This window comes from Enterococcus sp. DIV1368d (assembly GCF_050542975.1).
GTDB lineage: Bacteria > Bacillota > Bacilli > Lactobacillales > Enterococcaceae > Enterococcus_D > Enterococcus_D casseliflavus.
On record NZ_CP172939.1, the window covers coordinates 894,666 to 909,365 of the forward strand.

11 protein-coding genes are annotated in these 14,700 nt (G+C 41.0%); 8 read left to right on the plus strand and 3 right to left on the minus strand.

What is annotated here, in order from left to right; translation table 11 throughout:
• Positions 1-52 precede the first annotated feature (52 nt).
• Positions 53-1,000 carry a hypothetical protein gene (locus tag IGJ44_RS04250; RefSeq protein ID WP_167827145.1) on the plus strand — a complete coding sequence of 316 codons (948 nt, stop codon included), beginning with the start codon at positions 53-55 and terminating at the stop codon, positions 998-1,000.
• Positions 1,001-1,228: 228 nt separating this feature from the next.
• Complete coding sequence (locus IGJ44_RS04255; protein ID WP_167827144.1) at positions 1,229-2,893, plus strand: peptide ABC transporter substrate-binding protein; 1,665 nt, start codon at positions 1,229-1,231, stop codon at positions 2,891-2,893.
• A 192-nt stretch (positions 2,894-3,085) separates the two neighbouring features.
• On the opposite strand, the gene IGJ44_RS04260 is transcribed toward IGJ44_RS04255, so the two are convergent.
• Together IGJ44_RS04260 and IGJ44_RS04265 are read right to left on the minus strand one after the other, a co-directional pair.
• A complete protein-coding gene (locus IGJ44_RS04260; protein ID WP_010747631.1) occupies positions 3,086-3,670 on the minus strand; it encodes a polymer-forming cytoskeletal protein in 585 nt (194 codons plus the stop codon).
• Between the two features lie 245 nt (positions 3,671-3,915).
• Entirely contained in the window at positions 3,916-4,725 is an 810-nt protein-coding gene (locus tag IGJ44_RS04265) for a MurR/RpiR family transcriptional regulator (RefSeq protein ID WP_167827143.1), read from the minus strand.
• A 107-nt stretch (positions 4,726-4,832) separates the two neighbouring features.
• Between IGJ44_RS04265 and IGJ44_RS04270 the strand changes: the two genes are divergently transcribed.
• From IGJ44_RS04270 to IGJ44_RS04290, 5 genes are all read left to right on the plus strand, one after another.
• The gene (locus tag IGJ44_RS04270) at positions 4,833-6,704 is read left to right on the plus strand and encodes a beta-glucoside-specific PTS transporter subunit IIABC (protein ID WP_005225328.1); all 1,872 of its coding nucleotides are present in this window, start codon (positions 4,833-4,835) and stop codon (positions 6,702-6,704) included.
• Positions 6,701-8,143 carry a glycoside hydrolase family 1 protein gene (locus IGJ44_RS04275; RefSeq protein ID WP_167827142.1) on the plus strand — a complete coding sequence of 481 codons (1,443 nt, stop codon included), beginning with the start codon at positions 6,701-6,703 and terminating at the stop codon, positions 8,141-8,143. The genes IGJ44_RS04270 and IGJ44_RS04275 overlap by 4 nt, the downstream gene beginning before the upstream one ends.
• A 1-nt stretch (position 8,144) precedes the next feature.
• Positions 8,145-9,605, plus strand: a complete 1,461-nt coding sequence (locus tag IGJ44_RS04280; RefSeq protein WP_159161272.1) for a glycoside hydrolase family 1 protein — start codon at positions 8,145-8,147, stop codon at positions 9,603-9,605.
• 247 nt (positions 9,606-9,852) lie between these two features.
• A complete protein-coding gene (locus IGJ44_RS04285) occupies positions 9,853-10,053 on the plus strand; it encodes a cold-shock protein (RefSeq protein ID WP_005225331.1) in 201 nt (66 codons plus the stop codon).
• 557 nt (positions 10,054-10,610) lie between these two features.
• Entirely contained in the window at positions 10,611-10,964 is a 354-nt protein-coding gene (locus IGJ44_RS04290; protein WP_167827141.1) for a nuclear transport factor 2 family protein, read from the plus strand.
• Positions 10,965-11,416: 452 nt separating this feature from the next.
• Here the strand turns inward: IGJ44_RS04290 and IGJ44_RS04295 are convergent, their stop codons facing one another.
• The gene (locus IGJ44_RS04295; RefSeq protein ID WP_167827140.1) at positions 11,417-12,817 is read right to left on the minus strand and encodes a metallophosphoesterase; all 1,401 of its coding nucleotides are present in this window, start codon (positions 12,815-12,817) and stop codon (positions 11,417-11,419) included.
• Positions 12,818-13,208: 391 nt separating this feature from the next.
• On the opposite strand from IGJ44_RS04295, the gene IGJ44_RS04300 reads away from it, so the two are divergent.
• Complete coding sequence (locus IGJ44_RS04300) at positions 13,209-14,585, plus strand: CHAP domain-containing protein (protein ID WP_060792881.1); 1,377 nt, start codon at positions 13,209-13,211, stop codon at positions 14,583-14,585.
• Positions 14,586-14,700: the final 115 nt, after the last annotated feature.

Here is a 14,700-nt window from a genome sequence, read left to right on the forward strand (position 1 = left end):
AACTTTTAGCTATACCTAAAAAGGTAAGTGTTTGTTGGAAAGAAGGAGAAAAATGAATAAGAAGATCGAGAAGACATTGACCAAATTTGCCGAGCCGTTGGGGCTCTCCGTTGATACTTCCACTGGGGTGATTTATGGAACGTATCATAGTTATAAACTTTTTTTAGTTCAAGAGAATAACAATAGTTATTCTCTAGTGGCTCATTTTTCACTTAGCAAAGATGGCGAACTTCCCAACCAAGAAGAAGTCAAAGAAGTTTTAAGTGAGTCAAAAGAGATCACCGACTGTGTGATCCAAGGATATCAAGTTGCCTATACATTACGCGGAGCGATGACTGCAGGGAAAACTGTGGACAAGATCCGTACTGCGTTGGACCAATTGACGAATTTCTTGAAGACGAAAGGTTACCAAAATGCTTGTACCTTCTGCGGAACAATCACTGAGCCGGTTTCGCTGTATGCTATTAGCGGCACTCCCGTCATTGCGTGTGAAGCTTGCTTTAAGAAACAACAAGAAGCGGTCCTTGCACAAGAACGGGAAAAAGGGCAGAAAAAAGAAAATTGGCTAGCTGGAACAGTGGGCGCGTTTCTTGGTTCACTGATTGGTGCCGGCGCAATTATTTTATTAGGACAACTGGGATATGTAGCTGCATTGTCTGGAATCGCAATGGCGATCTGTGCCATCAAAGGGTATGAATTATTAGGTGGAAAACTCAGTACAAAAGGTATTATTAGTAGTATCATCGTCATGATCATTATGGTCTATGTCGGGAATCGTATCGACTGGTCGATCAGTGTAGCGAATTATTACACAGACGTTGATGTCTTCTATGCCTTCCGTATTTTACCTGATTTGATTCGTGAAGGATATTTGGAAGCGAGTCAATATTACGGGAACTTAGGTCTGGTCTATCTCTTTACGGCGATTGGGGCTGTGCCAACTATTATCGCTACGGTACGAGAGGGGAAAGTGACGCGTCAAAGCTATAAAATGGAGTAATCCACGTTTCTATCCAAAGATAAAAAAACGCAAAGCGCGATCTCTTTCGCTTTGTGTTTTTTGTTTTTGTGTCATAAATAATAACATGCAGTGTTAACATAAAAAATAAATAATAATAAAATGAGAAAAATAGCTTGCTTTTATAATTAATATTTATTAAAATCTTATTTACATTCAGAGTTTTGTAATAATTCTGAAAATTTTGGATTTTCATAAGGGGTAGGTAAGATGAAGAAAAAATGGGGATATGGTGTCATCGCTGTTTGTGGAATCGTATTAGCAGGTTGCTCAACAGGAGGGACATCAAGTACAGGTGAAAGTTCAAGTGGTAGTGGGACAGCAGCTGCCGAACAAATTTTTAATGTTGTGGTTCAACAAGAAATGCCTAGTGCCGATCTATCCTTAGCCACCGATACGATCAGTTTCAGTGCTTTAAATAATGTGTATGAAGGGTTGTACCGCTTAGATGCTGATAGTAAGCCCGAACCAGCAGGTGCCGCCGAATTAGCGGAAGTCAGTGAAGATGGTCTGACCTATAAATTGAAATTACGTGAAGATGCCAAATGGTCAAATGGAGAACCAGTAACAGCAGCGGATTATGTCTTTGGCTGGCAACGCACCGTAAGTGCGGAAACAGGTTCTGAATATGCGTACTTATTTGCGCCCGTAACCAATGCCGAAGCGATAACAGCAGGTGAAAAAGATGCCTCAGAATTGGGGATCAAAGCAGTCAGCGACTATGAATTAGAAATCACGCTGACGACACCTACGCCATACTTCCAATACTTATTGGCATTTCCATCCTTCTTCCCACAAAGCCAAGCAGTCGTAGAAGACAACGGCGATCAATATGCTTCAACAAGCGACAATGCCGTTTACAATGGACCCTTTGTGTTAGCTGGCTTTGATGGTCCAGGAACCGATACAGAATGGTCATATGAAAAGAACGACCAATATTGGGATAAAGATACGGTGAAACTTGATACGATCAATGTCAGTGTCGTAAAAGAATCATCGACCTCCTTGAATCTATTCCAGGATGGGCAAGCGGACGACGTCATCTTAACAGGAGAATTGGCGCAGCAAATGGCCAATGATGAAGCGTTTGTGTCAGAACCATTAGCCCGTACTTCCTATATCGAGTTGAATCAGCGAGAAGAAGATTCGCCATTTCGCAATGAGGATCTGCGTAAAGCAATCTCTTATGCCATCGATCGTGATGCATTAGTGACATCGATTTTAGGTGATGGTTCATTGGCTTCCACAGGATTGATACCAAAAGGAATGACCTTTAACCCAACTGATAATACTGATTTTGTCGATGAAGCGGAAAGTGTCATTGAATACGATCAAGAAAAAGCCAAAGAACATTGGGAAAAAGCCAAAGAGGCTTTGGGAATCGATTCTTTAAGTTTTGAAATTTTGGCCTCTGACACAGACTCAACCAAAAAAGCCATTGAATATATTCAAAGTGCGATTCAAGATACGCTTGATGGGGTGAAAGTTAGCCTAAGTCCAGTACCTTTCTCCGTTCGCCTTGATCGTTCAAACTCAGGTGATTTTGATGTCGTTATGGGTGGCTGGGGTGCTGACTATGCGGATGCCAGCAGTTTTACAGATCTATTTGTAACCGATAATTCATACAACCGAGGTCGTTGGACAAGTGAGGAGTACGATGCAGCAGTGAAATCATCTGCCACGACAAATGCTGGCAATCCAGATGCCCGCTGGCAAGATTTGTTGGATGCAGAGAAAATCATTATGGATCAACAAGGGGTTATCCCTGTGTACCAAAACGTTGAAGCTCATTTACGTGCACCAAAAGTAAAAGGGGTCGTATCACACGGTGCTGGTGCGCAATATGACTACAAGTGGGCAGTTATTGAAGAATAAGCGCCTAAAGAAGAAACTGGTTTGCGTAAGCAAGCCAGTTTTTTTCTTGGGCTTTGTTCTTACTTACACAATGTTAGTAATGAGAGCGGATGCAATTGTTTATAAAAAAACAAAAAAAGTTGGCAAGGGATCAACGATCGACTTGCCAACCTCGTTTTTTGTTCATCTATTTCACAGAAATCCAGTGAAAGATTATTCGCTAACCGTTACGTCACCTGTTACAGAAGCGCCATCTTCGTCAAGTGTTGCTGAATCTTGGAATTCTTTTGAAGTGAATGTTACGTTACCTTCAACTTTTGCACCGTTCAATACAAAGCCGTTAGCATTCACTTCAACGTCACCTTTGATTACACCGTGAACGATGTTGAAGTTTTCTGAGTTAACGATCAATTTAGGAACAGTTACTGTGTATTCAGCTGTTACGTTGCGGTCTTCATCTTGTGAGTACAATGCAAATTTACGGTAGATATCAGCAGAGTCGTCACCTTTGTCGTGGAATTCGCCATCAACGGTTACATCGTTATCAAATGTCATGTCGCCAGTTACAGCAACGATCCAGTTACCATCTGCGCTCAATGCTTTTTCGATCACTGAAGTTTGGTCACTGATAGAAGCAGTTGAAACAACGTCATCTGATGATTCAGTTGATGCAGCAGTTGAAGCTGCTGTTGATGATGATGAGCTTGCAGCTGTATCGTTATCTGAACTACATGCAGCTAAAAGAGTGCCTCCCATAAGCAATGATGCAGCGATTAAAGTGATTTTAGTTTTTTTCATGTTTCCTTCTCCTTTGTATTCCCATAGTTTTCTTAAAAACAAAATGATTATACCATACCGAAGTGAAGTTTGTGAAACAAAAAACATAAATGAGGAGAAATTTAATAAATAGCAGCCTAGGATTAAAAAAATTTCAAAGAAACTAGGAATAAATGCGTGACGCTTACGAATGAATGAGACATCTCATTCACAAAGAACCCTCCATTATGGAAGAAATGCCCTTCTTCTATAATGGAGGGTCATTACTACATGCGCTTTCGATCCGTCAACTGCTTGAACTTCGATACGATCAAATCCATGATGAACTGATACATAAAAGCATGGGTTTGAAAATGGGTTTGATGAGGGAAGATGATTGCTTCTTGGACAAAGGGCAGTTCCGAGATCTGTGGATTAGCGGTGATCACGATGATTTTGGCTTTACTCCGATCGAAGAAATCTTTCCGGGGTTGTCCAATTCGAATTTGCTGTTTCGTTAAGTAGTCACCGGAGTTGGTAAAAATGATAAACAGCGATTCTTCATCAGCGGTCTTGATGATTTCTTCCTGTACGAGATCGTCTTGGAAGGTCCGAATGAACTTGCCGTTGTAAGCTAGTTTGATCTGGAAATCAATAGCAGCCGATTCTGAGAATAAAATTCCAAAAGCAAAGACATTTTTATGCGAAACAATTGCTTGTGCGACCCGTTCGATGGCTGGCAGATCAAGATGATGCCGCAGATAATCGATGTCTTGTACAACTGCGTCAAAATAGGAGTCTACGCCTTCTTGCTCCAAAGCAGACAAAATATTCGAGCGATAATTTAGCGGATTGTTGAAGCGGTTCTCGATGAAAGCTGCGTTGTCTTTTAAATCACCATAGTCATCAAAGCCTAAGGTACGGGCGAATTTTGAAACGGTTGACTTTGACACATGGCAAAGAGCAGCGAATTCACCAATGCTTAGAGTTTGGATCTGATCGTAATGATTGATCATGGTCAAACCGATATAGTAGTTGGTGGAATCAGTGGGTGCATTATTTAAAAGATTCAATAAACGAATGATTAAGAGGCCCATTTTCTTTCCTTTCTTGTAAGCAGTTTCCAAATTGCGAACTTTCGCAGGTGAGAGAAAAAAATCTGCTATAGTAACGCCATAAAGCGCTTTATAAATCAAACACGGGAGTGAGTCATTTGGCAAAAGATTATTCAAAACTTGCTAGTGAAATTATAGCACAGGTCGGTGGGGAACAAAATATCGTTAGCCTGTATCATTGCATCACTAGATTGCGTTTTAAGTTGAAAGATGTCGAGTTGGCACGAAAAAATAAGGATAAGATTCAGCAGCTTGATGGGGTATTGTCTGTCATTGAAGGAAATGGCCAGTTTCAAGTCGTGATCGGTAATCATGTAGCGGATGTTTTTCAAACGATCATGAGTAAGTATTCGATCCAAAATGCTTTGGAAAGTGATGGGGATGCCGAAGAATCAACAGAAAAACAAGGCAATGTATTTATCCGATTCTTCAATGTATTGTCTGCGATCTTTAATCCAATCATTGTTGCTCTTGCAGGGGCAGGGATGTTGAAAGCTTTGCTAGTTGTTTTTACAACCTATCATTTGATGGATGCGGAAGGAAGCACCTATAAAATATTAGCTGCTGCTGGCAATAGTGTCTTTTATTTCTTGCCTTTATTTTTAGCGATCAGTGCAGCGCGGATTTTCAAAGTCAATATGTTTATTGCTTTAGCAATCGTTGGGGCGTTGCTGGAGCCGAATTTTACAGCAATGGTGACGGAAAACGGTGTGACGGTCGATTTCTTTGGCATCCCAGCTGTGTTGATGGGGTATTCGGGTACCGTGATTCCAGCGATCGTTTCGATCTATATCTACTCGCACTTGGAACGACTACTCAAACGGATCATTCCTAAGAGTATCGAGATTTTTGCTCTATCACTAGTAGCTCTTTTGATCATGGTGCCTTTGACCGTTTTGATCATTGGACCGGTCGGTGTAATGCTTGGGGACGGTTTAGGCAATGCCATGAACTTTATCAGCGACAAGAGCGGGCTGTTGGCTGGCTTGTTGATCGGTGGCGGTTGGACATTCTTAGTAATGATCGGGATCCATTGGGGAGTTGTACCGATTATGGTCAATAACCTAGCGGTATATGGCTATGATACGCTGCGCCCGATGATCGCAGCAGCAACATTTGCGAGTGCTGGGGTTGCTTTAGGTGTGTTTTTACGCTCTCGCAGAAAAGAAACCAAAGGCCTGGCGCTATCTTCTTTGCTTCCAGCATTGCTTGGAGGAATTACAGAGCCAATCGTCTATGGACTTTCGGTAAAATTTAAAAAGCCGTTGATTGCTCAAACCATCGTTGGTGCCCTTGCTGGTGCGTTTATGGGAATGATGCAAACCAAGGCCATCGTCTATGTTTTCCCAGCATTGACGACATTGCCAGCTTTCTTTGGGGACACCTTTGTGTACTATTTGATCGGCATTGCCTTTGCGTTCTTCGGTACTGCTATTTTGACCTATGTATTAGGATTTGAAGAAACGGTAGAACCTGTTTTAGAAGAAGGTGCAGGGCTGCAAGTGATGACACCAGTTGCTGGTGAAGCGATCACGCTTGATGATGTCAAAGATGAAGTATTTTCTTCTCGAGCAATGGGGGATGGATTAGCCGTTTATCCATCAGCCGGCGATATTTATGCGCCACTTACTGGTACGGTTGTGACAGTTTTTCCAACTGGACATGCTTTTGGGATCCAATCAGCTGCTGGGACGGAAGTGTTGGTTCATATCGGCTTAGACACGGTTGATTTAGCAAAAGGCGTGTTTGAGATTTCGGTGAAACAAGGGGATCAAGTCGTGAAGGGGCAAAAAATTGGCACCTTTGACTTAGCAAAAATTATTGAAAAAGGATATGATCCGACAACCATGTTGGTCTTTACCAGTGTGATCAAAGAAGATGCATTGACAGTTGTGGATCAAGCGAAAAAAGACGTTACCGCTTTGGTAGCAAATGATTTATTAAAAGGAGCGATTTCATGAGTGTATTTCCAAAAAATTTCCTATGGGGTGGCGCGATCGCCGCAAATCAAGCCGAAGGAGCTTATTTGGAAGGAGGAAAAGGATTAAGTGTAGCAGATATTTTACCAGTTGGTGAAAAACGTATTGAGCAAGTTTCACTGCAGCTTGAAGAGGACAACTTTTATCCGAGCCATGAAGCCATCGACTTTTATCATCGGTACCCAGAAGACATTGAATTGTTTGCGGAAATGGGCTTGAAGTGTTTGCGTACCTCAATTGCTTGGAGTCGCATTTTTCCGAATGGGGATGAGACGGAACCCAATGAAGCAGGTTTACAATTTTATGATGATTTATTTGATGCCTTGAATGAAAAAGGGATCCAACCAGTTGTTACATTAGCTCATTTTGAGACGCCACTGCATTTGGTGACGAAATATGGTGGTTGGCAAAATCGTGCACTGATCGATTTTTTTGATCGGTATACAAAAGTGGTTTTTGCACGCTACAAAGGGAAAGTGAAATATTGGATGACTTTCAATGAAATCAACCATACCCATACGATCCCGTTACTCGCAGCAGGTATCGATGTGTTTTCTTTCGAGACTGAAGAAGAAAAATTACAGGCACTTTATCAAGCGAGTCATAATATGTTTGTTGCAAGTGCCAAAGCAGTTTTGAATGGGAAGGCAGTAGATGAAAACAATCAGATTGGCTGTATGCTGTCACTGAGTCCGATTTACCCGGCAACGTGCAACCCGCAAGATGTTTTTGAATCGTATCAACTGCGCCGTCGTTCCTTGTTCTATAGTGATGTGCAATTGCGAGGAGCCTATCCGGAATACTTCGACCGCATCGTGAAGGATAATCATCTGTTGCTGGACATTACAGAAGAAGATCTAGCGATCATTAAAGCGGGGACCTGCGATTATTTAGGCTTTAGTTTTTACCGCAGCTCATTGCATGAAGCAGGCATGAAAATTTTAGGCAATACTGGCGGATTACTAGGGAAAAAGAATCCTTACCTAAAAGAAACTGCTTGGGGATGGCCGATCGATCCGCTGGCATTACGCTATGTTTGCAGCGAATTGACTGATCGCTATCAAAAACCATTATTTATCGTTGAAAATGGAATTGGTTTAAAGGATGTTGTCAATGAAGATGGATCGATCGTCGATGAAGAACGGATGGCCTATTTGAAAGACCATGTAGAAGCAATGGCGGAATCGATCAAAGATGGCGCAACGATTCTAGGCTATACATGGTGGGGACCGATCGATATCGTTTCTGCGGGGACAGGAGAGATGGAAAAACGATACGGCTTTATCTATGTCGATAAGCAAAATGATGGTAGCGGAGATCTTTCCCGCCAGAAAAAAGCTAGTTTTGCGTATTATAAGCAAGTGATCGCCACGAATGGGGAAGCGTTGGCGTACGAATCATTTTTGAAAGGCGGCAAGTAAAATGAAAAGTTATTTTCCAAAAGATTTCCTCTGGGGGGGAGCAACAGCTGCCAACCAAGTTGAAGGAGGTTCTGGAATCGATGGAAAAGGCTTGTCGGTTTCTGATGTCTATCTATTCGATTCCTCAATGCCGAAAGAACGATGGACGGACCAATGGCATATGATGACTCATCAGCAAGTTGCAGAAGCACAGGATCCAAACAGCACGAAATACTATCCGAAAAGACAGGGAATCGATTTTTATCATCACTTTAAAGAAGATATTCGTTTATTTGCTGAGATGGGCTTCAAAGCCTATCGGATGTCAATTGCCTGGACACGGATCTTTCCAAAGGGGGATGAGGTAGAGCCAAACGAAGCTGGATTGGCATTTTACGACGCAGTCTTTGATGAGTGTTTGAAGTATGGGATCGAACCAGTGGTATCACTTTCCCATTATGAGATGCCTTTGTATTTAGTGACTGAGTATGGAGGATGGCCAAACCGGCAAGTGATCGACTTTTATGTCCGTTTTGCCAAGACGGTGATTGAGCGATACCAAAAGAAAGTCAAATACTGGGTAACTTTTAATGAAATCAACTGTGTTAAACACCATCCATATGTTAGTGTCGGGATCATTGAAGAAGGTCATCCTAATATTGAACAAGACAAGTACCAAGGGGCGCACCATCAATTTGTCGCCAGCGCAATCGTGACTGACTATTGCCATCGATTGATTCCCGATGCCAAGGTCGGCTGTATGATCAGCTATCAATTATTAACGCCGTACAGCTGTGATCCGGACGATGTCCAAAAAACAGTCGAAAGTCAACGAACCTCACTCTTTTTCAGTGATGTGCAGGCAAGAGGCTATTATCCAGCATATGCCAACCGCATGTTTGAAGAAAAAGGAGTGGAATTGGTGATCGAACCAGGAGACTTAGAAGTCATCCGAGAAAACCCGGTTGATTTTGTTTCCTTTAGTTACTATATGTCCAGTGCAGTCAGCGCGCATCCAGAACGCTTGGAAAGTGCTGTCGGGAATCTGATCACTGGTGGGATTAAAAATCCTTATTTGCCAAGCAGTAAATGGGGCTGGCAGATCGATCCCAAAGGGTTGCGAACAGCATTGAATCAACTCTATGACCGCTACCAAAAACCTTTGTTTATTGCCGAAAACGGTTTGGGAGCAGAAGATGTCGTAAACGAAGATGGTACCATCGATGATTTTTATCGAATCGACTATCTGCGTCAGCATATTGAACAAATCAATGAAGCGTTGCATGATGGCGTCGACGTCTTTGGCTATACGGCATGGGGCTGTATCGATATCATTAGTGCCTCAACCTCACAAATGTCGAAACGTTATGGCTTTATCTATGTTGACCAAGACGATGAAGGCAATGGCACAAAGAAACGCATCAAGAAAGCGTCATTTGATTGGTACAAAAAAGTAATTGCTTCAAACGGCGCAACTCTTTGATTTTTGATTCTTCCAGATAAAGCAATTGCTAGGCTTAATCATAAGGTTTCTTAACAATTTACTTTTTTATCAAGAAAAAAAGCCAACTTTATTTGCTATTTTATTTTAACCATGCTATGATGAATAGGTAAAGTTCTGATATGTTAATACTTGTTTATCTTTTCTATTGATACACACTTCAATTACACATCATTTTCTATTACAAACAAATAAACACAGTCGATGTGTAATATGGAGGTATACGTTTATGAATAACGGTACAGTAAAATGGTTTAATGCAGATAAAGGTTTTGGATTTATTACAGGTGAAGACGGCAATGATGTATTTGCTCACTTCTCAGCTATCCAAGGCGACGGCTTCAAAACTTTAGAAGAAGGTCAAGCAGTGACTTTCGACGTTGAAGAAGGCCAACGTGGCTTACAAGCAACAAACATCGTTAAAGGTTAATTGACGTTAACAAGCGAGAATCCATTGGGTTCTCGCTTTTTTTGTTTTATTTTATATAAATATTGAAATGGATCGGGTGTTGATGATCTGCTACAAGAGAATAGTTGCAGGTTTTGAGGACCTGACATGGTAAATAGTACATCTTTGATTTCACTATTCAACTAGCCCTAAGCGTCGCGGTTTACTTACCTATGATTTCTCATTCGATGATAAGCGTATAAAAAGAAAGAGGGGCTGTATACCGTATTCAATAAATTAATAAAGTGGTTGAATAGGTTTAGTGGCGTTGCTACCATTAAAAGCAATGATTACTAGTGATTCAAATGGCATGACTCATGTGAATGGAATAAAGAAACAGGTAAAGCAAAACATGCTACGATTCAATATATGGTACCCCGTACTTATACAAGAGTAATCGATGTGAAAGATCGATATTTCTTATTCGTTTCATCGATATTGTCTTGAATGAATTGTAAAAGTAGAATATATTGGTACAAATTAGCTACTTTTTTTATTGCGATTGGAACACAGATGATTACATTTCGAGGGGGATTTATATGGAGCCAAAAGAAATACTTTGCCAATGGGTTGATGCGTTTAATCAGGCAGATGTTGAAATTATTTCAGAATTATATGATGAGAATGCAATAAACCACCAGGTTGCCAATGAGCCAGTTGTTGGGAAACAAGCGATCAAGCAGATGTTTGAGCAAGATTTTTCTAACGCAAAAATGGTTTGTATCGTTGAGAACATTTTCGAAGATGGACAATGGGCAATTTTAGAGTGGCGTGACCCCTTAGGTTTGAGAGGTTGCGGTTTTTTTCAAATAGTAAATGATAAAATTTTATTTCAAAGAGGCTACTGGGACAAATTATCTTTCTTAAAACAGCACGACTTGCCTATTGAATAAAAGGAATTCCCTTATAGGAATGGTTAGCAGATATGCATGACTGGAAGGTTGATCGCTTCACGTAGAATTCTTAAAGGAGCAACACTGTTTGAAAACAATACCTTTTGTTTTAAGTAATGATTAAGAATAAGCTACTTTACTTCCGTCGGCGCCTAGTTGCGTGGTATAGTTATTGATAAGCGACAAATATTTTTGTACCACACGTTACTTGTTTTGAAGAAATTTATTCAAACCTGGCGTAACTTCAGAGTTACAAGGATACAATAGAGGTTAGGGATTGTATCGTTTAAATGAGAAATAAATAATAGTAGTAATAGTATGCTGCACTTTCAAAGAATAAATATTGACTCGTCAGATAGCCTTCTCGTTTACCCAAACGAGAGGGCTATCGTTCATTAGAAAAGAAAAAAGTGTCTTTTTCCTAAAAGAAAGGAAGAAGACACTTTTTAGCTTTATTCTGTTGTGAGGGGGATCGTCAGCTTGCGATCATCGGTTTGATCGTCCAGCATTGAATCGATATATTGCTTCAAAAAGTAAGAATAGGTCGCTAACCACTGATACTCCTCGGAGTCTTTGATAGCAGCTTTTTCTTCGGCTGAGTAAGTATCATTGCCAGTAAAAAGGGCAGTGTTCAACTTCGTGACAAACGTGCAAAGTTTTGTCATCTGGGCATCTGACAGTTCAGACACTGCGGACAATTGGTCACGGACCAGTTGGTCGGTGTCTTTTTCAAAAATACTTTTCTGGTAGTTTTGATAGTTCAGCAACTGTTCATCAGTTTGCTTCGTTTCAGCCGCCCAAGCATCGAGATCAATCTGCCGAGCTTCATAGTTGATTTCCTTGTCAGAAAGAGAAAGGACGCCGTAGCCTAATTCTGCCGTTGAATAAGACCCAGTGACTGCTTCATAAAGCGAATCATTCCCTTCGTTAATGTCTTGGATGTGGATATGACCAGAGAAAACGGCTGGCACGTTGAAGCGTTCCAACAAAGCGACAGTCTCAGAGGCGTTGTCGAGAACATAACCGTCTTGTAAGAGCTCATTATGACCAAACAAGTTATGGTGCAAAAAGACCAGTGGTACTTGCTCCGCTTCTTTCGTCAGGGTTAATTGCTCCTCCAACCAAGTTAGAGTAGCCGGTTTCAACTCACCATTCGTAGTAGGATCATCCCAATTAACCTCAGAATCGTAGATACATGAATCTAGTAGAAAGAGGCGATACTTGTCATTTAACTGAATGCTGTAGCTAAGGGAAGACTTGTCGATACTGTTGGCTTTTTCGTAACCTTCAGCAAAAATCGTTTGGAAATCCTCAGGACTGATTTGATCTGCGTAGTATTCCTTTTCACCTTTGAATGCTCGCGCCCAACCATTGTAAATCTCGTGATTGCCAGGTAATGCTAAAACCATGATGTCAGCTTCTTGCAATGGTTCAAGCAATCTTGCCAACTCTTGAGCACTTGCTTTCTCGCCATTGAGCGTCATATCACCGGTCAAAATAATTCCCGTGGGTTTCTCTTTTAAGGCTTGAGCGGTGAAGGCCTCGATCGATTGTTCTTGATACGTCATCTCTTTGCCAGCAGCTCCCTTTGTGAAGGTCTGAAAGGCTGCGCCGTTATCATGGAGCGTGGAGGAAAGAAAATGAATATCACTTAAGAGCCAAAACTCACTGTTGCTCGCCTGTTGCAATGGAGTATCGGCTTCATGCACCTTACGAAATTGAAAGAATAACAGGAAACAGGTGACAAAAAGTGTAAGTAGTGCCAATGGCCAAAACCATTTTTTGTGTGTACGAATCGCGATTCCCTCCTCGCTTGTTTTATTTATTATAGAAAGGAATAGGGATCTTGTCACATAAATGGTCTTTTTTTGAATGAATTCTTGTTTTCATAGTTTTTCTTATTAAAATAAGTGTGATCAAGTTATAAACCTTGAAGAATTAGCCTTACTTTCGATAAAGATAACATGAATTGATTTTATTTTAGATGATGAAAATGAAAAGAAAACGCGGTAATTTATTCAGAAACGTTGATTTAACGGTCTTTAATTGTCTTGTTATTTATCGTTGAGATAAAGGGAGTGTTAGATTGAAACATTTTTGTAACATTTCCTTTATCTGTGTGTCATATCATTATGGTAGAATTCATTTGTCGTTAAATCGAACATTAAACTTTCTTAGACAAAATTAAGTTTTTATAAAGGCAGTTCATCTGTCAAATCAACCAGCTAGTCGGAGGAAAAACGAGTGAAGAATAGTTTGTTATCAGCATTAATGGTGTGTTCACTAACATTAACAGCAGTTGCAGCACCTGCATTAGCATTTGCAGATTCCATTGATGATCAAATCGAGCAGCAAGACCAAAAAATCAATTCTCTTAAAGGTCAGCAAGCTGACGCCCAATCACAGATCGATTCTCTAGAAGCAGAAATTGAAACAGTGAGTGCAAAAGTTGCTTCATTAGAAGCGAAACAAGTTGAGTTAGGTCAAGAAGCTGAGAAATTGCAAGACAAAATCGCAACATTGAAATTGCGTATTGCCAAACGTGAAGAAGCAATCCAAAAGCAAGCCCGTGATGTACAAGTTAACGGTCAAAGCACCAATTTCATTGATGCTGTTTTAGAAGCAGATTCTTTAACGGATGTTATCGGTCGCGTACAAGCGATGACAACGATCGTCAATGCAAACAATGATTTAGTTGAACAACAAAAACAAGACAAACAAGATGTTGAAGACAAAGTCAAAGAAAATGAAAGCAAAATCCAAGAAGTTGCTGCGAACCAAGCAGAACTTAGCCAACAAAGAGATGCCATTGCAGCAAAACAAGCTGATTTAAATGTCTTGAAAGCAAACTTAGCAGCAGAACAAGCGACTGCTGAAAAAGACAAAGATGCTTTGAACAAGAAAAAACAAGAAGCGGAAGCTGAAAAAGCCCGTATCTTGAAAGAACAACAAGAAGCTGCTGCTGCTCAAAAAGCAGAAGAAGAAAGACAAGCTGCTGCTTTGAAAGAAGCACAACAAGAAGCTGCTGCTCAATCAACTGAAAGCACGACAGAGAATACAACAGCTTCTACTGAAACAGCAACAAGTAGTTCTTCAAGCAACACAAGCTCAAGCAATACCAGCAGTTCTAACAGCTCAAGTTCATCGAACGCAGGCTCTTCAAACACTGGTTCAAGCAATTCAAGCTCAAGTAACTCAGATTCAAACTCTTCATCAAACAATAATTCTACCGGAAGTATTTCTACTGGCGGCGGAAAAGATCATTCAAGCTCAGGTAACATGTATGCTTGGGGTCAATGTACTTGGTACGTGAAAAACCGCGCTCCTTGGGTAGGTACTTACTGGGGTAATGGTGCACAATGGGGTGCGTCAGCTGCAGCTGATGGATACACTGTCAATGGTACACCTGCAGCCGGTGCCGTTGTAGTCTTTGCCGCTGGTCAATCAGTTGGTGGCGAATGGACTGCTGATCCAACTTATGGACACGTAGCCTATGTTGAATCATACAACCCATCAAACAATACCATCACAATCTCTCAAGGCGGAATGGGCTTTGACAGTCCTGGTGGACCAAACACTGCAACAATGAGCGCATCTGGATATACTTACATCCATCGCTAATCAAATCAAAAGCAAAGCATCAACGCAATCGCGTTGATGCTTTTTTATTTGATCGATAGCTTTCTAAATCAGTCAGATAAGAGAACTATCTAGAGAAGCAAGACAGGATTCTTTC